We start from the raw sequence: 19,486 nt of genomic DNA on the forward strand, positions 1-19,486 counted from the left end.
TACCTTTGCAGCGTAAACTGCAAGCGAATTATTATTTATTAGAAACAACAAAATCTTACCAGATGAATACAGGATACTTTGACTACGCAGCGCCAGTAAATGAGCCTGTTTACAGTTATGCACCGGGTTCGCCGGAGAGAGCAGCGCTCAAAAGTCAGCTGGCTGCTTTCAAAGCGGAAACCGCTGATATCCCAATGTATATCGGTGGCAAAGAGGTGCGCACCGGCAAAACTGTTGATCTGCGTCCTCCTCACGAAATCAAGCACAAACTGGGGCACTTCCACATGGGAGATGCTTCTCATATTAAAGATGCTATCGCAGCAGCATTGGAAGCCCGCAAAAAATGGGCGAAGATGGACTGGGAAAGCCGCGCTGGTATCTTCCTGCGTGCGGCCGACCTGATCGCCACCAAGTACCGTTATCACATGAACGGCGCTACCATGCTGGGCCAGAGCAAAAACCCGTACCAGGCAGAAATCGACAGCGCTTGCGAACTGATCGACTTCCTCCGCTGGAATGTTCACTACCTGAGCGAAATCTATCGCCAGCAGCCGGTGAGCTCTCCTGGAATTCACAACCGTATGGAATACCGTCCGCTGGAAGGTTTCGTACTGGCGGTGACTCCTTTCAACTTCTCCGCTATTGCCGGTAACCTGCCTGCATCTGCTGCCATGTGCGGTAACGTAGTGGTATGGAAACCTGCTAACACGCAGGTATTTGCTGCGCAGATGTTCATGAAGATCATGATCGAAGCAGGCCTGCCTGATGGTGTTATCAACCTGGTGTACGCACCTGGTCCGCTCATCGGAGATGTATGTTTCGCTGATCCAAATTTTGCTGGTATCCACTTCACCGGTTCTACCGGCGTGTTCCAGACCATGTGGAAAACCATCGGCGAAAACATTGCCAAATACAAAACCTACCCACGCATCGTTGGTGAAACCGGTGGTAAGGACTTCGTCCTCATCCACAAATCTGCTAACGTAGACGTGTCTGTAACAGCACTGGCTCGTGGCGCATTCGAATACCAGGGACAAAAATGCTCCGCTGCTTCCCGCGCTTACCTGCCAAGCAACATCGCTGAGGAAATCAAATCCAAGCTGGTTGCCCAGCTGAAAACCATGAAAATGGGGACCACAGAAGATTTCAGCAACTTTATCAATGCTGTGATCGATGAACGCTCTTTCGATAAGATCGCGCAGTACATCGACAACGCGAAGAAAGATCCTGCTGCTAAAATCATCGCTGGTGGTAACTACAATAAATCAGAAGGCTACTTCATCGAACCAACAGTGATCGAAACTACCGATCCTAAGTATGTGACGATGTGCGAAGAAATTTTCGGACCAGTACTGACGATCCATGTATATGATGCGGAGAAATTCGAAGACATCATGCAGGTGGTAGACAGCACTTCTGAATATGCCCTCACCGGTTCTATCATTGCACAGGATCGTTATGCAGTTGAACTGGCTACCAGAACCCTGGAAAATGCAGCTGGTAACTTCTACATCAACGATAAACCTACCGGTGCCGTTGTTGGTCAGCAGCCTTTTGGCGGCGCCCGCGCTTCCGGTACCAACGATAAAGCAGGTTCTATGCTGAACCTCTACCGTTGGCTGAGTGCAAGAGCTATCAAGGAAACATTTGTACCTCCGGTGGATTACAAATATCCTTTCCTGAACGAGGCTTAATTTTGAAATGTTCATGATTTATATAAAAAGGCGGTGGATTTTTCCACCGCTTTTTTTGTGATTGATTACGTTGCATGCTCTCAGCCCCCTGTATCAAACGGAATGGGCGGCCCAACAGAGCCGCCCATTCCAAAAAATTCTGTGCCGAAGGCACAGGAGATAAAAAAAGTTATTGCGCTTTCTGCAACGCCTCCAGCGACTCCGTAACATGTTTCTCCCCATCCCGCATGGAATTAAACGTATGAATAACCGTTCCATGCTTATCCACCACGTAGGTAACCCTGCCGGGGATCACGAATGTTTTGGGCACGCCAAACAGCTTGCGTACCTTCTGATCGGGATCACTGAGCAACGTGAACGGCAGCTGGTGATGCTGCGCAAAGCTTTTATGGGAAGCTACATTATCAGAGCTGATACCAATTACCAGGGCGCCCAGCTTTTTGAACTCCTCATATGCATCCCTGAATGAACAGGCTTCCTTGGTACAAACACTGGTTTCATCCTTAGGATAGAAGTAGATAACCAGTGGCTGCTTACCCACCACGGCCGCCAGGTCAAAGGTTTTGCCGTCCTGATCAGGCAAGGAAAACACCGGGACCTTGTCGCCCGTTTTTATCTGTGCATCCGCCGTGGGAGTCCAGAATTGAAAGAATGCCATAACGAATAATAGTTTTATGATTCGCATAGATGAATATTTCTGCTACGAATGTAAGCCAATGTCGGGTTATTTCACTTCTCTTACATTCAAATAGAAATTGGGGTCCACTGCAAAATCTGATTTCTTGTTGAGTGTGATTACCGCTGTATGCCAGAGGGTGCCCGGATATATCAGCGTATAGCCGCTCTCGTTAAGTTTCACCTTTACCGGCATATTAAAATCCTTCACGGCATCGACCCAACGAAATTGTATTTGCTGACCAATGATGCGGTATTCCAGGGTTGGAATCTGTGTGGTGGTCAGGTATTGCTCATACATTTTGTTGAGGTTGATACCTGTAAACTGATTGATATATTGCTGCACCTGTTTGCCTGTTACCGTCTGGTGCCAGAAGGTTTTGTTGAGGCCCCGCAGCAACTGACGAAATGCTTCATCGTTGCCCATTATCTGCCGGATCATATGGATCATGCTTGCACCTTTATAATACATGTCACCGCTGCCTTCAGCGTTGACGCCGTAAGTAGGGATGATGGGCACATCGTTCTGGATATTGTGCCGGCTACCCTGGAGATATTCGTTGCCTGCTTTTACACCATAGAGACAGGTGGTGAAAAGGGTCTCGGAATAATTGGTAAAGGCCTCGTGTACCCACATGTCGGCCAGATCTTTAGTGGTAATATTATTACCAAACCATTCGTGGCCGGATTCGTGGATCACGATAAAGTCCCATTTGAGGCCCCAGCCGCTGGCTGACAAGTCCTTTCCGAGGTAACCCATTTTGAATTGGTTGCCGTAGGCCACCGCGCTCTGGTGTTCCATGCCCAGGAAAGGCACTTCCACAAGTTTATAGCTGTCCTGGTAGAACGGATATTTTCCAAACCAGTATTCAAAGCACTGGAGCATGGGCTTTACTACTTTAAAGTGGGCTGTGGCGGTGTCCACATCATAATCCAGCACCCAATAGCTGATATCCAGCTTACCGCCTTCACCCTTGTATTGGTCTTTAATTTCTTTATAGTGGCCGATATTGAGCGATACACAGTAATTATTAATTGGGTTGGTAACCTGCCAGTTATAGGTGGTAGTACCATCTGCGTTGGGAATGGTTTTCTTCATGCGGCCATTTGAAACCGCTACGAGTTCGGAAGGAACGGTGATTGCCACATTTACTTTTTCGGGTTCATCGCTCTGGTGGTCTTTATTGGGCCACCATACACTGGCACCCAGGCCCTGGTTGGCGGTAGCAATCCAGGGACGTCCCTGTTTATCTTTGGACCATACAAGGCCGCCATCCCAGGGGGCTTTACGGGCGGCGCGGGGCTTGCCGTGGAAGTAAACGGTAATGCGGGCTGTTTTTCTGGCCTCCTGTGGTTCGGCCATGCGGATAAACCAGGCATTACCATCTCTTTCAAACTTTAATGACTTTTTGTTCTGTTCTACACTGTCGATCACCATCGGTTCCTGCAGGTCTATCTGCATCACCGTATCGCTTTTCAGGATCGCGTAGGTAATGGTGTTGAAGCCGGTCAGGGTGCTGTCGTCCGGATTAACGGTAACATGCAGGTCGTAAGCTGCCACGTCCCACCAGGCCCGTTGAGGGGTAATGCTTCCTCTTAAGGTATCCGCCTTTGTGAATGTTTCCTGGGCGAAAGTGGCGCCGGATGCTAGCAACGCCAGGCAAAGCAATTTAATGCCGCGCATATTTCAATGTATTTTATTTCGGGAAAGATATTAATTTACTGCCAAATGAAAAGTTGTTATTGTCAGGCGGTTGTACGCGGTACTACTTTATCCATCGGTTTATTGTTGGCCTTATGGGGCTGCGGACCTGCTGTGCAAACGGATAAGCAGGTGTTCAGGTATAATCAGGTAGAAGGTATTGCCAGCCTGGACCCGGCCTTCGCACGTAACCAGGCGGTTATCTGGGCCACACACCAGTTGTACAATACCCTTGTGGAAATCGACAGTCAGTTGCAAATACGGCCGTCGCTGGCTAAAAGCTGGGAGGAGTCGGCCGACCGGCGCGTGTTCACCTTTCATTTACGTACCGACGTATACTTCCACGACCATGACGTCTTCCCAAAAGGAAAAGGAAGAAAACTCATTGCTGCTGATGTGGTGTATAGCCTGCGCCGCATTATGGACCCGGCAACCGCCTCTTCAGGTGCCTGGATCTTTAACGACCGTATCCAGGCTGACAGCGGCTTTGTAGCCCTGAACGACTCCACCTTTCAGCTGCGGCTGGTACAGCCGTTTCATCCTATCCTGGGTATCCTCAGCATGCAATATTGTAGTGTGGTACCGCAGGAAGCCATCCAAAAGTATGGGAAGGATTTCCGTAATCATCCCGTAGGCACCGGGCCTTTTCAGTTCTACCTCTGGGACGAGGGGCAGGGATTGGTGCTGCACCGCAATCCGCATTATTTTGAAAAGGATAGCGCCGGCGGGCAGCTGCCGTATCTGGATGCGGTACAGGTGAGTTTCCTGGAGAGTAAGGCTACGGAGTTTCTGCTGTTTCGCCAGGGGCAGCTGGATTTTATGAATGATATAGATGCCTCCTTTAAAGATGAAGTGCTTACCCGCCAGGGGAACCTGAAAGGGGAGTGGCAGGGGAAAATGGAGCTGGACAAGCACGCTTACCTGAATACTGAGTATCTGGGTATATTGTGCGACAGCTCCCGTGACATCGTACAGGCGTCCCCGTTAAGGCTTCAGAAAATACGACAGGCCATTAACTACGGTTTCGACCGTACGAAGATGATGACCTATTTGCGTAATGGCATTGGGACGGCGGCTAACGCAGGTTTTGTACCCGCTGGTTTACCATCTTTCGATAGTATAAAAGTAAAAGGCTATCCATATAACCCTGCCAAAGCCCGGCAGCTGCTGGCGGAAGCCGGTTATCCGAACGGGGAGGGGATGCCGGTCATCAAACTACTGTCAATCCCCATTTATGCCGATCTGGCCAACTATGTAGCCAACCAGCTGCAGGAGGTGGGTATCCGGATACAGGTAGAAGTGATTCAGAAAAGCCTGCTGCTGGAGCAAACTGCCAAATCGCAGGCCCTCTTTTTCAGGGGCAGCTGGATAGCCGACTACCCCGACGCTGAAAGTTACCTGGCCATGTTTTATAGCAGGAACCCGGCGCCACCCAACTATACCCGGTTTACCAACCGCCGTTTTGATCAGTTGTATGAGCAATCCCTCCGGGAAACGAATGATAGTGTCAGGTATGAAATGTACCAGGAAATGGATAGGATTATTGTAGCAGAGGCGCCCGTAGTGCCCTTATTTTATGATGAAGTGATTCATTTGGTACAGCCCGGTATCAGTGGATTGGAAAGCAATGGATTGAATCTCCTGGAGTTACGCAGGGTCAGGAAAAGAATGTAGCAGTTGAGATTTAACATTTCATTTTAATAATTGCCCTTATTTTTGGTTGACTTACAGGTATTTAGCATACCTTTGAAGTTCACATTTTTGTAAATTATTTCAATCCAGAAAATGACAGCAATCCTGATATTCTTTTGTGTGCATTGGTTCGCTTCACTGTTCTTTCACACATTTTACCTGCACAGATACGCGTCTCACCAGATGTATACTACCAGTAAGTTCTGGGAGCGTTTCTTCTATTTCTGCACCTGGTTTTTCCAGGGTAGCTCTTACCTGGTTCCGAGAGCCTATGGTGTAATGCACCGTATGCACCACGAATTCAGTGATACAGAGCATGATCCACATTCTCCTCACTTCTTTAAAGATGTGTGGTCTATGATGGTGCATACCCGTACGATCTACAATGGTTTCTTAAAAAATACAAATGATGTAGATCCTAAGTTCCTTGCAGAACCGCTGCCTAAGTGGGATGCGATGGACAGAATCGGCGATAACAACTTTGTGCGCCTGCTGTGGATTGCTGCTTACGTAACTTTCTACGTAGCATTTGTTCCTGCTGGTATGTGGTACCTGTATTTCCTGCTGCCAATCCATTTCCTGATGGGCCCTGTACAGGGAGCAGTAGTAAACTGGTGTGGTCACAAATATGGTTATAGCAACTTTGACAATGGTGATAAATCTAAAAACACTTCTCCATGGGGTATTATCCTGCTGGGTGAGCTGTTCCAGAACAACCACCACAAGTTTAAAGACAGCCCTAACTTCGCTAAAAAATGGTATGAGTTTGATCCTAGCTTTCAGGTGATGAAGCTGCTGAATTTTGTGGGTGTTATCAAACTGAAACCAGCTTATATTTCTCCTGCTCAACTGCAGGGCGCTAAAGGCACCAAAGCAGCTTAAGCGTACTACACCGGAATCAATCTGTTCAATAAACAAGGAGTCCCGCCGTAATGGTGGGACTCCTTGTTTTTATACCTTTTGTTGTATAGCTTCCGCCGTTGAAGACTGGGGCGATGCGCGCTGATATTAAGCTAAACAGCCCTTGCCAATGGCAAGGATCTTAATCTCTGAAGGGTTTAAAAGTACCTTTGTCGCCGGCGAGCGCCAGCATAGGCAGATCCCCTGCGCTATCTCCATAGGCGTAAATAGCCCTGTAATTATCCAGCCTGAATTCCTTTTTAATCCTATTCACCTTTTCTTCCCCGTTGCAATTGGTGCCTTGTATCTTACCCGTAATCCGGCCGTTACTGACCATCAGTTCTGAACCTATGCATTGTATCTGCAGGGTTTTGCACCAGGGTTCTACCCAGTATCGGGGAGATGCTGTTACCACTACCACTATATTGCCGTTTGCCTGGTGTTTTTTGATCGTGGCCAGGGCCTTATCTCTTAACATGCCCGGTAAGGCAATGGCGCAGAAGTCCTCGCAGCCTTTACGAAAGACCGCTTCCTCCATGCTCCCGAAGTAGTGCGCCAGCACCCTTTCTTTCATTTCCTGGGCGGGAATGCGTTTCAGCTTAAATGCCAGCAGGGCTGGCAGCAACCGGATGATACCGGCATACATGGCTACACTGCCTTTCTGATAGCGGATAATCTGCCAGAGTGTATCCCTGGTGGTAATGGTGCCGTCGAAGTCGAAAAATGCAATAGTCACAGTTTCAGCTTTTTAAAGATGCCTTCCGGAATATTTTTAATGATCAGCATAATATATTTCCAATGCCATTTCACATAGATGACATTCTTCTTTTTGCTGATACCTTTAAATACTGCTTTTGCCACTGCCTCGGGTTGTGCCGTCAGCAACGGTGGGAGTGTGAGGTGCTGGGTCATACGGGTGTTTACAAATCCGGGTTGAACGGATATAACGTGAACGCCTGCATGAAACAGGCGGTTACGCAGTCCGCTTAGGTAAGCGGTGAAGCCGGCCTTGGCGCTGCCATATATATAATTGCTCATACGGCCTCTTTCTCCGGCTACGGAGCTGATGCCGGCAATCAGGCCGCTGCCGCGCTGCGCATAGGCTTCTGCTACCACGTTGAGGATGCTTACGGCGCCTGTGTAATTGGTGTTGATGATGCGGGAGGCCTCTGCCCAGTCGTGTTGTGCCTTTTCCTGATCGCCGAGGTAGCCGAATACACAGATGGTAATATCCGGAATAACCGGCAGCGAAGCGAAGAAGGCGGCATGGGTATCGAATGCGCCGGCATCAAAAGCATGCACGGTTGCTTTGACGTTATAGCGTATCTGCAGGTCCTGCTGTAAAGGTATCAGGGCATCGGCACTGCGGGCAGCGAGTTGTATGTCAAATTTATCAGAGGCATATTCACGTGCTATGGCCATAGCCATATCGGAACCCGCACCCAGAATTAAAACAGATGGCATGGGAGTACAAAGGTGTTTGGTTAGCAGGAAATTATTTTGTCAGCGCCAGGCGCTCTGATTGTAAAGAAGTAAAAGTATTATTGTGGTTATACTGCTTTACAATGGCAGCAAATTTTTCAGCGTTAGGGTAGCTCTTCCAGAACACTTCCTTTTTCATACGCGCATCTTTGGAAAGGTACAGCCGTCCGCCATATTCCAGCACAATCTCATCCAGTTCATCCAGGAATGCAAAGAGGCCTTTCCTTACCGGGAAGTCCAGCGCCAGGGTATATCCTTCCATAGGGAAAGAGATCAGGCTGTCCTGGTCGCCAAATACCTTTAATACCGCCAGGAATGATCCCCAGCCCTTGTCACTGATACGTTGCAGTATTTTCACCAGTCCGTCTTTATGCTCCAGGGGGAGTACGAACTGATACTGTACAAACCCTGCCTTTCCGTAGCCGCGATTCCAGTGAAGGATAGCATCTAACGGATAAAAGAAAGGTTCATAAGGCACTACATTATTGATTTCACGCTTGAGATTTTTATTGTAGTATAGCCAGTTAAATATCTTAACAGTCAGGGTGTTGAGAATAAATGAAGGCAGATTAAAAGGCACCGTCAGTTTACGTTTAGCCGGCAACGTGAGAGGGGCCTTTTTTTGTTTGGCGCTCAGTTCCTCCGGCGTGGCATGCTCTCCTACAATGAGGATGCTACGGCCAAAGGCATCACCTGTTTTAAGGCAGTCGATCCACGCCATGGAGTAGGTATAATGTTTATACTCCTCGAACAGGCGGATCACGTCTTCCAGGTTTTTGGCCTTTATCTGTGTTTGTTTGATGTAGGCAGTTTCGATTTTCTTGAGGTCAAACTTCACGCGTGTAACAACTCCCGTTAGTCCCATCCCGCCGCAGGTAGCCCAGAAGAGGTCCGGGTTCTGGTCAGGGGCGCAGGTAACGGTGCTGCCGTCGCCGATGATCACATCCATATCGAGGATATGGTTGGAAAAGGCGCCATCCACATGGTGATTTTTGCCGTGTACGTCGGAGGCTACTGCGCCGCCAACGGTAATGAACTTGGTTCCCGGGGTAATGGGAAGAAACCATCCTTTGGGCACGATGATATCCAGGATCTGGTCGAGCGTAACGCCTGACTGTGTTTCAAGGATACCCTTTTCGGTGTCGAACTGCAGGATCTTATCATACCGGAGCATGGAGATGCTATGCTTGCCCAGGGAGGCATCGCCATAACAACGGCCATTGCCGCGGGCAATCAGCTCCTGGTGATTGCTCACATAAGCACGCAGCTGATCTTCCTGCGTAAAGGTTGTTTCTTCACTGGCGATAGCGGGGTAGTTGCCCCAATTTGCTAACCGTTTTTGCATTATTCAAAAAATGTAACGTTAGTGGGTAAATAAATTAAAAAATAAAAACTCAGGACCCACAGGAAAATGGTTAATTGAATAAAACGGTCTTTATATAGGATCTTGGTGGGAGAACCCGTATTGTTCTCCACGTAGGTTATTTGCAAATATCGTAATAATCCCCCAATAACAAAAAGGGAAGTGTAATAGAGCCGGTAGGTCTGGAAACGGACCTGGGTTTCGGGCGACATCGTATACATCAGGTAAGCCACGATGATGACGGCGGAAACCAGTGCCAGCATAACGTTCATGAAGTCGAGGTTATAACCTTTGGCGGCCTTGCGCATTTCTTGTCCGGAGCTGAGCTTGATAAGTACATCGTCTCTTCGTTTAGCGATGGCCATAAACAACGCCAGCAGAAACACCATGATCATGAGCCATTCCGACATGGCTACCTCGCTGGCAATGCCACCTGCCTTTACACGCAGTACAAATCCGATAGCCAGGATAATGATATCCAGGATGGAAATGTTTTTTAGTCCGAAGGAATAGAAGAGGTTTAATACGAAGTAGATAGAAACGACGAAAGCATATTTGGGACGTACATAATATGCCAGCCCCAACCCAACGAGTACGCATACACTAAAAAGCACCAGCGCGGCACTCTTGGATACTTCTCCGGAAGCCAGTGGTCGTTTGCATTTTACCGGATGTTTTTTATCGGCCTCAATGTCCTGGTAATCATTGATGATGTAAATGCTGCTGGCGGTGAGACTAAAGGAAATGAATGCCAGCAATAGTTCGGCAACCTTTCCGAGGTTAAAGAGTTCACCTGCAAAAAACAGCGGTATAAACAAGAAGGCATTTTTAGCCCAGTGCTTGGGGCGCAGTAACTTAAGATATTTCATCGGGGGACAAATATTGACAAGCCAAGATACAATTTTATCTATTATTTTTGATCCCGTTATTGTTACTAATTGATTATTAGAGTCAATCCCAAAATATATCTATGTCGCAATTATCCCTGGAATCCCGCCGCTGGGCGCTGATGGAAGTACTGCTTATTGTGGGCTTTGCTGTGATCCCTTTGTTCATGACTTTTCCTTATCGGGTAAACATCTTTCTGACCTGGGAGGGCGCATACCGTATGGCGCAGGGGCAGGTGCCGTTTAAAGATTATGGTGCACCGCTGGGCTATGGCTTCTGGATTATGCCGGCGCTGTTTATGAAAATATTTGGTGTACAATTGATTACGCTGGTAAAGGCGCAGGTGTTCCTGAATATTTTAGGGGGGCTATCGTTTGCGGCTATACTAAGGACGCTGGAGGTGAAGCCGGGACTGCGATTGATTTCCATACTGTTATTTATAATCTCTTATAGTTTATCGAATTTCTGGCCCTGGTATAACCATACGGTGATAATATATGAGCTGGCAGGACTGGCTTTTTTAATGAAGGGGATCTTCCTGGAAGCCAAGTTATCCAGATGGGTGTTTTTGGTAGTGTCAGCGTTTTTTCTGTTCCTGTCGTTTTTCACTAAGCAGGACGGAGGGGCGTTAGGGTTACTGATAGCGATCGCGTTGGTATTATATAATGTGATCATCACCCGGCGCTGGGCGGACCTGCTGGTATTCCCGGGTGCTTACTTCCTGATTGCACTGGCCGTGATACTGCCACTACAGCCGGGTTTTGGCTATTGGTTTAACCATGGGCAGGCACCCCATAGTTCCCGGATTGATCCCTATGATATTTTCAATGAACTGATGACGTACTCCGTATGGATTAAAGCATACCTGGTGCTGGTAGTTTTTAGTATAGTCGCCGGGGTTAGTGACTGGCGTGTATGGGTTACCGATAGGAAGCAGGTCACTTTTGCCTTGTTAACATTGGGTATTTTGGGAGAAGCTACCGTGTTCCAGATCACCAGTTACACGCCCCCGGATAATAATATCTTTTTCCATGCCTTCAGTTTCGCTTTCATTGCCAGTACGTTGTGTAATAAGTTATCGTTCAATACGGGTTCCTGGAAGTTCATGGTACCGGGTACGCTGCTGGTGCTGCTGTGGTGGTCGGGCAGTTACTGGAAATATGCTGACAGGCTTATGGAGCGGGTTTTCGGCCCGGCGGTAGCTGCCGTGAATGTGAATCCTACCGGGGAGAATGTAGTATCCCGGCATAACTATATGATCTTTAAGCCGGATACCTCTTTTGTGGACGAGCCGGTAGGCCAATGGGTGTTCACGGATATTCCGGTGTTCCGGAAGATGTATATGCCAAAGTCCACCGTTGCCGGCATTGAAAAGATTATGGCGCTGCCGGTGGTAAAAGAGAAGGGGGCGGCTATAAAGGTGCTGAATATGTCGGAGCTGACGCCGCTGGCTGCCGCGCTGCCATATCAGCTTGAAACGGGGCCTGATATTCCTTTATGGCATCACCTGGGGGTAGGAATGTTTAACCGCCAATTAAGGTCGTATGAAGAAAAGATCCGGCAGCGTCATTACGACCTGGTGATTTTTGAATACACACCGTATTTGAACAACTTCTATCCATTCGCCTTGCGGCAGGTGCTGAAGGATAATTACCAGCAAGTGGATTCCTTTTTGGCGCCTCGTAGGCCGACGAATGCCACTATTGAAGTCTTTGTTAACCCATCAAGATAGTTTGCCAATTAAATGCATGCAGTTGACATTAGTGCACTTTGTATGGCCAAATGTCTTTTGTCGGCCTGTTTCCCGACAAAAGACACCATTGAAATTACCGTAAACGCATTCTTAAAATTTATAACTTTATTGAATTTTATATATGTAACTTGCATTCCGGCCTCTTTTTCCGGAATGCATTTTTTTCGTGCCGGTCTCCCCGTTGCCACTGGTTAATTTACTATACAATAACCCCTTGTGCAGGTTAATATCTCCCTAAAATATTCTAATATAAAATATTGATATAGAGATAATAATATTAAGTTATTTCACTTTTTAGTTTAGACATGTATTTCCCGTAAAAACAGGCCGGATTTTATTAACCATCAAAATTTGTTTTACTGGTTAAAACTTCTTTGTATCTTCATGTTGTCATCAAATGCATTAGGTCGATGAACGCTATTCACCCCATTACTTTACTCCGTTTGAACGGTGGTGTACTTTGCCTGGATTTTTGCAATACAGTCAGCAACCGGAATAAGCCGGAGCCCGGCGATTACCTGGCCGGCTTCCGGGATATTACCGTTTGGTACGACCACATTAAGGGAATGCCGGCAAAGAGTATTCAGACACTGGAGAGGATTGCCCGGGACTATCCGGCCAAGGCAGCCCAGGTATTTGACAAGAGTATCCAGCTCCGGGAATTGCTCTATCGCCTTTTCGGCACCATCGCCAAAAATAAGCAGCCCGACCAGGCAGACCTTACCACGCTTACCGGATATATCTCGGACGCCTATATGAATATGGCCCTTAGCTGGGACAAGCAAAGCAAGGTAGTGGCACCCGATTTCAATGCGCCGGCGCTGGAGCAGGTAATCTGGCGGATTGCCGATTCGGCGCTGGAGTTGTTATCAGCCCCGCAGCTGGCCCAGGTGAAGGAATGCCCTGCCTGCGGCTGGCTCTTCCTCGATAAGAGTCGCAATGGCTCCCGGCGCTGGTGCAGTATGAGTACCTGCGGCGATGTACATAAAGTAACCCGTTTCCAGCAACGCAATAAAAAGAAATCATAAATGTCGAACGATAAACCCGTTACTACCCAAACCTTCGTATACCTGTTGGCGGTATATATTATATGGGGTTCTACTTACCTGGGTATGAAAGTGGCCACCGAAACGGTACCGGCTTTTTTCCTGTCCAGCGTCCGCTTTTTCCTCGCGGGGTTGCTGCTGCTGGCCATTGGTACCCTGAAAGAAAAAACCATTCCCAACAAGGAACAGTTGCGCAACGCCATTTTCGTAGGTACGTTACTGATAGGCATTGGCAATACCACCGTGGCGGTGGCCGTGCACTATATGCCGTCCGGACTCGTGGCCCTGCTGGTAGCTGCCATGCCCGCCTGGTTTATGGTGCTGGACTGGGCTTTCTTCTCCCGAAATAAACCCAGCGCCACCACTTTACTGGGGATAGGCGTTGGCTTTATCGGACTTTTTCTTTTGTTTAATCCTTTTGGAAATCAGCACGTTGAGTCGTTCCCGTTATGGCCGGTACTGATTGTTATTTTCGGTAATATCTGCTGGGCCATTGGCTCCTTACTGGTGCAGCGTTTTTCCATGCCTACGCAGATCACAAGCACCGCTATTCAGATGCTGGCCGGCGCGGTATTCGCCCTGCTGGTTAGTCTGATCGGAGAGCATGACCAGGTAAAACAGTTCCTGAGTATGTCCCACCGTGGGTGGACGGCCTACCTCTACCTCGTGCTGATCGGCAGCCTGGTAGGATATACTTCCTATAGCTGGCTGGCACGTAATGCGCCGCCGCGACTCACCTCCACATACGCCTATATAAACCCCGTGGTAGCGCTATTTCTCGGCTGGGCCATTGGCCATGAGAGCATCACCGCCATGGTGGCCGTTGCTTCCGCAATTGTGGTAGGAGGTGTGGTGTTAATGACACCAGGGAAGAAATAGCTTCTCCTATCTTATTCATTTTCTGTATATTGTGAAACGGTACCTGCAACTGGATTTCAACCCCGAACCATGCTTTTATCCTCCATCGTTTCACATGCAGGTACGTTTATTGCGCTGTCTAGGCAGTTTCCCGAGAACGTATTTTAGAAATAGATATATGATAAGACTATGAGAAAAACTATTATTGTATCGAACAGATTGCCGGTTAAGATGATGGAACAGGATGGCGACTATATCCTGCAAGCGAGTGAAGGAGGACTGGCGACCGGTTTGGGGTCTATTTACAGGGAAGGAAATAATATCTGGATAGGCTGGCCCGGCCAGGAAATCTCCGACAGCAAGCAGCAGGAGAAGGTTACCGCACAGCTCAGGCAAATGAACCTGATGCCCGTATTCCTTACTGAAGAAGAAATTAACAATTTTTACGAAGGCTTTTCTAACGAAACACTGTGGCCGGTTTTCCACTATATGTCCGTTTATGCCCGCTACGAACAAGTGTACTGGGATGCCTATTACCAGGTAAACAAGAAATTCAGGGACATTGTGTTATCGGTAGCCGAACCAGGTGATACCATCTGGGTACAGGATTATCAACTGCTGCTGTTGCCCGGCATGATCCGGGCGGAGTTACCGGAAATCTCCATTGGTTTCTTCCAACATATTCCGTTTCCTTCGTTTGAATTGTTCCGTCTCATCCCGTGGCGTGCTGAAATCCTGGAAGGGATGCTGGGCGCCGACCTGATGGGCTTCCATACCTTCGATGATACCCGTTATTTCCTGGAAGCGGTGAACCGGCTGCTACCTGCGAAAACCACCGCTAACGTAGTCACTTTCAACGACCGCGCTATTGTAGTGGAAACATTCCCGATGGGTATTGACGATAAGAAGTACGGAGAGCTGGGGCAGGACCCGCAGGTGCTGGCCAACATCCAGCAGCTGAAAGACACGTTTAAGACCGAGAAAATGATCCTGTCCATCGACCGGCTGGATTACAGCAAAGGCATACTGCAACGGCTACACGCTTTTGAGTTGTTGTTGCAGTTGTACCCGGAGTACGTGGGCAAGGTTGTATTATATATGATTGTAGTGCCTTCGAGAGACAATGTATCGCAATACAAGCAGCTGCGTGAGGACATAGACCGTAAGGTGGGGCATATCAATGCGAAGTTCCGGACGTTGAGCTGGCATCCAATCCAGTATTTCTACCGGTCGTTTCCGATGGAGATGTTGTCGGCCCTCTACAATTTCGCGGACATCTGCCTGGTTACGCCCATGCGCGATGGTATGAACCTGGTGAGTAAGGAATATGTGGCCAGTCGCAATAACAACGATGGAGTACTGATTCTCAGCGAAATGGCCGGAGCCAGCAAAGAGTTAATTGATGCGATCATTGTAAACCCAAATAACATCGGATCTATTATGACTGCTATTATGGAGGCAGTAAACATGCCGCTGGAAGAACAGCAGCGGCGTATGAAAGCGATGCGGCAGGTGGTGTCCAAATTCAATATTCACCACTGGGTGAAGCTGTTTATGGACCGGCTGAAGGAGGTAAATACCATGCAGCAGAATATGCTGGCCCGCCGGGTAAACCCGGAAACGGCCATGTATATACGACAGGAGTATCGCAAGGCGCAGGGCCGCATTATATTCCTGGATTACGATGGTACGTTGGTGGGCTTCCAGGCCAATATCGACCAGGCATCGCCTGACCCGGACTTATACCAACTGCTGCGTGAGCTGGCCGCTATTCCCGGCAACAGGATCGTGATGATTTCGGGGAGAAATCATGATACCCTGGGCAAGTGGTTCGGCCATATGCCACTGGATCTGGTGGCAGAGCACGGGGCCTGGCAGAAAACGAAGAACGGCGACTGGTTCCAGCTTCCTGGTTTGAGCGATAAGTGGAAGCAGGAAATCCTGCCTCTGATGGAAATGGTCACTGACCGTACTCCCGGTGCTTTCATAGAGGAAAAGAGCTATTCACTGGTATGGCATTACCGCAAGGTGGAAGCTGGACTGGGAGAACTGCGTGCGAATGAGCTGATGTCGACCCTCCGGTATTATACCCAGGAGAAAGGGCTGCAAATCCTGCCTGGCGACATGGTGATTGAAGTGAAAAATGTAGAGATCAACAAAGGCAAGGCTGCCCTCAGCTGGCTGCAGGAAGGTAACTATGATTTCATTATGGCTATGGGGGATGATGTTACGGACGAGGATATCTTTAAGGACTTACCGCCGGATGCTTATACGATCAAGGTGGGGAGTCAGGTATCGGCCGCCAGGTATTATTTACGAAGTTTTCATGAGGTGAGGCATTTTTTGCGGACGCTGAAGAGTAATAAGTAATATAAAAGCGAAAGGGCCATCGATGGCCCTTTCGCTTTTTAAGATTGGTTCGTTACACACGAATCAAAGAAATATCGGTACATCCAGTTTCATCGCAATCCTATACGCGGCATTCATCAAACCCACATGGCTATACGCCTGCGGAAAATTACCCCACTGACTGCCGTTGCCCGATTCCACATCTTCACTAAACAGCAGCAGGTGGTTACTGTACTGCAGCAATCTCTCAAATTCCCGCTGGGCATCGTCCAAGCGTCCTACGCAGGCGAGGGCTTCCACGTACCAGAAGGCGCATACCAGGAAGGTGGCCTTAGGTTTGCCGAAGTCGTCGGAATGCAGGTAGCGGTAAAAGAGGCCGTCTTCCGTTTTGAGTTCCTTTTCGAGGGCTGCCAGGTGGTCTTTGGCGCGTTGGGAGGATGGGGCCAGGTAGTTCATCATGATCAGCTGGAGGGTGCTGGCATCCAGGTGCTTGCTGCCGGCGGCGTTGGTATATACTTTACGTTCCGGATCGTAGCAGCTTTCTATGTGGGCGGCCGCCCGCTCTTTCAGGGCAACTGCCCGTTTCACCAGGTCTTCATTATTAATGGTGCGGGCCATTTTTTCAGCAGCCGAGCAGCCGGCCCACTGGAACAGGTTCGTATAGCAGTGTACGTTAGCCATGTTACGGAACTCCCATATGCCGGCGTCTTTCTCGTCAATGGTTCTTTCTATTTTCTGTAGAAGGAGATTCAGCCAACGGGCGGAGTCTTTCCGCTCTGAGAAAATGAAGCGATGGTCCGTATACAGGGGCAGCATCGATATCAGGACTTGCCCGTAGATGTCGTTCTGAATATGTTCATACGCCTGGTTGCCGATGCGAACCGGTTGATTACCCAGGTAGCCGTCCAGGTGTGGGAGAATAGTTTCTATGAGATTTTTTTGACCAGTGATGCCATATAGCGGCTGGTAGCGGAAATCGCCCGAGAAGGAGATGTCGGTGATATATCCGAAATAGCGTTCCATCTCCTCGAAATGTCCGATGTGATTGAGGGCGGTAATAATATAATAGGTATCGCGCATCCAGCAGTAGCGGTAGTCCCAGTTGCGACCGGAGTCCATGTACTCGGGCAGGCTGGTGGTGCTGGCAGCAATGATGGCACCTGTGTCTTCGTACTGATGAATTTTCAGGGTGAGGGCAGAACGGATAACATAAGGCTGGAAGTAGTTGGCGATGGAGGATTGTTTGATCCAGCTGCGCCAGTACAGCGTGGTTTCGCGGACGAAGCGTTCGGCGGTACTTTCCAGAGGGGCTTCCAATGGGTGGCCGTAGGTGAGGAGGAGGTAGCGGGTATCATTTAATACAAACAGTTCCTCATCAATGATGTAGTTGATGGCGATGTTGGTAGTAAGGCGGATACGTTCTTCGCAGCCTACGAACTCGATATGGCTGCTACCACGGAGGGGGGCCAGTTCACGGGAGCCGTACTCGCACACTGGTCTGCATTTGACCTTTATACGCGGGGCGCCTTCCAGGGGTTCCACCTTCCGGATCAGTATGAGTGGCTTAAAGAAGCGTTCGTACTGGACAAAGCGGGGGGCTATATCGGTGATCCGGTAGCTGCCTTCGTTGGTGGTGATTTCTGTACAGAGAATGTTTGTGTTCTCCATATAATATTGGTGGGAGGTAAAATGTCCCTCCGGCAAAATTGAAAATTCGCCACCTTTTTGTTTGTCCAGCAAGCCGCCGAACAGGAAGGTACTATCCATGCGCGGCCAGCAGAGCCAGTCAATGTTTGTGTTGAGATTTACATGTGCGATATAGGCACAGTTTCCGATAATGCCAGTCTTGTAGGTATGTCTTTCCATATCATCAGGTTGTATACGAAAGGTTTAATCAAATACATTTTTACTGCAAAATTGTTCTGTTTGCAAATGATGTTCCATAAAAAGGGGAGAAGGGAATTTTTGCAATATTTTGGGAACCCAGGTTAGTGGAATAATCGCTATTTTTAAGCATAAGAATCTCGATCGATGACGCAGCAATTGAAAAAGCAACAATACCTTCCGGCGTTCCCGGAGGCAGAACATACGGCGGAAAGGATATACCTGCTGGCAGGCGACCTGGGCGGTACTAAAACTAACCTGGCGCTTTACAGTGCAGTGGATGGCGTATTGGATATAGTAAGGGAAAAGACATATGTGTCCCGGGAATATGAAAATATCACGGATATGTTCGTGAATTTTTTATCGGAAAGCAGGGATACACCGGTGCAACGTATATGCATTGGCGTAGCCGGGCCTGTTTTTAACGGTACCGTGCAGCTTACGAATTTATCGCGGGAGCTCAGTACAGCAGAGATACGACAGGCAACAGGAGTGGAGCTGGTAGCGCTGATCAACGATCTGGAAGCCACTGCCTATGGTCTGGCAACCTTATCACCGGAGCATATTACTACGCTGCACCGGGGAGCTGGTAGTCGCAATGGTAATATGGCGATTATCGCACCAGGCACGGGTTTGGGCATGGCTGGGCTTTACTGGGACGGGGAGTTTCATCATCCCTTTGCGTCGGAAGGAGGTCATTCGGATTTTGCTGCCCGCAATGATGTAGATATTAAATTACTGAAGTTTCTGCAGGAGAAATATGAGATTGCCAGCTGGGAGCGGGTGATTTCGGGGCCAGGCATCTATGATATTTATGCATTTTTGCGGGATGCGCTGGGGTATGAAGAGAGCGGCGCTTTGAGAGATGCGATCTTAAAAGGTGATAAGTCGGCGGTGATTAGTAAGTCGGCATTGATGGGCGACAACGGCATCACGAAAAAAACAATGGAGCTTTTCGTTCGGTATTTAGCGCGGGTATCTGCTGATCTGGCGTTGAAGTATAAGTCTACCGGGGGAATATTCCTGGGAGGTGGCATTCCGCCGAAGATAGCGCCGTTGCTGGAAACAGGCGAATTTTATAATCATTATATTCAGGGAGACAGGATGGCTGAGTTATTGTCCGGTGTTCCGATCCATATTGTAAATAATGATAAGGCAGCGCTCTGGGGAGCAGCCTATTACGCGCAACTATTGAAATAA

Annotated in this window: 15 protein-coding genes; 8 read left to right on the top strand and 7 right to left on the bottom strand. The window is 48.6% G+C overall.

Annotation, left to right across the window (positions count from 1 at the left end; translation table 11 throughout):
- Positions 1-62: 62 nt before the first annotated feature.
- The gene (gene pruA, locus KW844_RS08405; RefSeq protein ID WP_218376268.1) at positions 63-1,694 is read left to right on the top strand and encodes an L-glutamate gamma-semialdehyde dehydrogenase; all 1,632 of its coding nucleotides are present in this window, start codon (positions 63-65) and stop codon (positions 1,692-1,694) included.
- Positions 1,695-1,863: 169 nt separating this feature from the next.
- Here the strand turns inward: pruA and KW844_RS08410 are convergent, their stop codons facing one another.
- Both KW844_RS08410 and KW844_RS08415 read right to left on the bottom strand, forming a co-directional pair.
- Positions 1,864-2,352: a peroxiredoxin gene (locus KW844_RS08410; RefSeq protein WP_218376269.1), complete on the bottom strand. Its 489-nt coding sequence runs from the start codon at positions 2,350-2,352 to the stop codon at positions 1,864-1,866.
- Positions 2,353-2,418: 66 nt separating this feature from the next.
- Positions 2,419-4,053 carry a M1 family metallopeptidase gene (locus KW844_RS08415; protein ID WP_218376270.1) on the bottom strand — a complete coding sequence of 545 codons (1,635 nt, stop codon included), beginning with the start codon at positions 4,051-4,053 and terminating at the stop codon, positions 2,419-2,421.
- Between the two features lie 45 nt (positions 4,054-4,098).
- Between KW844_RS08415 and KW844_RS08420 the strand changes: the two genes are divergently transcribed.
- Both KW844_RS08420 and KW844_RS08425 read left to right on the top strand, forming a co-directional pair.
- On the top strand, positions 4,099-5,745 hold the full coding sequence (locus tag KW844_RS08420; protein ID WP_218376271.1) for an ABC transporter substrate-binding protein: 1,647 nt from the start codon (positions 4,099-4,101) through the stop codon (positions 5,743-5,745).
- Positions 5,746-5,856: 111 nt separating this feature from the next.
- Entirely contained in the window at positions 5,857-6,645 is a 789-nt protein-coding gene (locus KW844_RS08425) for an acyl-CoA desaturase (protein WP_218376272.1), read from the top strand.
- A gap of 160 nt (positions 6,646-6,805) precedes the next feature.
- Here KW844_RS08425 and KW844_RS08430 read toward each other — a convergent pair whose 3' ends face one another.
- From KW844_RS08430 to KW844_RS08445, 4 genes are read right to left on the bottom strand one after another with little or no spacing between them, the layout of a single operon-like run.
- Positions 6,806-7,399 (bottom strand): HAD family hydrolase, encoded by a 594-nt coding sequence (locus tag KW844_RS08430; RefSeq protein ID WP_218376273.1) that lies wholly within the window; start codon positions 7,397-7,399, stop codon positions 6,806-6,808.
- Complete coding sequence (locus KW844_RS08435; RefSeq protein ID WP_218376274.1) at positions 7,396-8,127, bottom strand: SDR family oxidoreductase; 732 nt, start codon at positions 8,125-8,127, stop codon at positions 7,396-7,398. The genes KW844_RS08430 and KW844_RS08435 overlap by 4 nt, the downstream gene beginning before the upstream one ends.
- A 31-nt stretch (positions 8,128-8,158) precedes the next feature.
- Complete coding sequence (locus tag KW844_RS08440; protein WP_218376275.1) at positions 8,159-9,490, bottom strand: FAD-binding oxidoreductase; 1,332 nt, start codon at positions 9,488-9,490, stop codon at positions 8,159-8,161.
- On the bottom strand, positions 9,490-10,377 hold the full coding sequence (locus tag KW844_RS08445) for a decaprenyl-phosphate phosphoribosyltransferase (RefSeq protein WP_218376276.1): 888 nt from the start codon (positions 10,375-10,377) through the stop codon (positions 9,490-9,492). The genes KW844_RS08440 and KW844_RS08445 overlap by 1 nt, the downstream gene beginning before the upstream one ends.
- Positions 10,378-10,478: 101 nt before the next feature.
- Between KW844_RS08445 and KW844_RS08450 the strand changes: the two genes are divergently transcribed.
- From KW844_RS08450 to KW844_RS08465, 4 genes are all read left to right on the top strand, one after another.
- Positions 10,479-12,128, top strand: a complete 1,650-nt coding sequence (locus KW844_RS08450) for a hypothetical protein (protein ID WP_218376277.1) — start codon at positions 10,479-10,481, stop codon at positions 12,126-12,128.
- Positions 12,129-12,559: 431 nt separating this feature from the next.
- Positions 12,560-13,177 (top strand): CGNR zinc finger domain-containing protein, encoded by a 618-nt coding sequence (locus KW844_RS08455; protein WP_218376278.1) that lies wholly within the window; start codon positions 12,560-12,562, stop codon positions 13,175-13,177.
- A complete protein-coding gene (locus KW844_RS08460) occupies positions 13,178-14,074 on the top strand; it encodes an EamA family transporter (RefSeq protein WP_218376279.1) in 897 nt (298 codons plus the stop codon).
- A gap of 168 nt (positions 14,075-14,242) precedes the next feature.
- Positions 14,243-16,423 (top strand): bifunctional alpha,alpha-trehalose-phosphate synthase (UDP-forming)/trehalose-phosphatase, encoded by a 2,181-nt coding sequence (locus tag KW844_RS08465; RefSeq protein ID WP_218376280.1) that lies wholly within the window; start codon positions 14,243-14,245, stop codon positions 16,421-16,423.
- Positions 16,424-16,486: 63 nt separating this feature from the next.
- Here the strand turns inward: KW844_RS08465 and KW844_RS08470 are convergent, their stop codons facing one another.
- Positions 16,487-18,268: a glycoside hydrolase family 15 protein gene (locus KW844_RS08470; RefSeq protein ID WP_218376281.1), complete on the bottom strand. Its 1,782-nt coding sequence runs from the start codon at positions 18,266-18,268 to the stop codon at positions 16,487-16,489.
- A gap of 165 nt (positions 18,269-18,433) precedes the next feature.
- Between KW844_RS08470 and glk the strand changes: the two genes are divergently transcribed.
- On the top strand, positions 18,434-19,486 hold the full coding sequence (gene glk / locus KW844_RS08475) for a glucokinase (RefSeq protein WP_218376282.1): 1,053 nt from the start codon (positions 18,434-18,436) through the stop codon (positions 19,484-19,486).

Source organism: Chitinophaga sp. sic0106 (assembly GCF_019219075.1).
In the GTDB taxonomy this organism is placed as follows: Bacteria; Bacteroidota; Bacteroidia; order Chitinophagales; family Chitinophagaceae; genus Chitinophaga.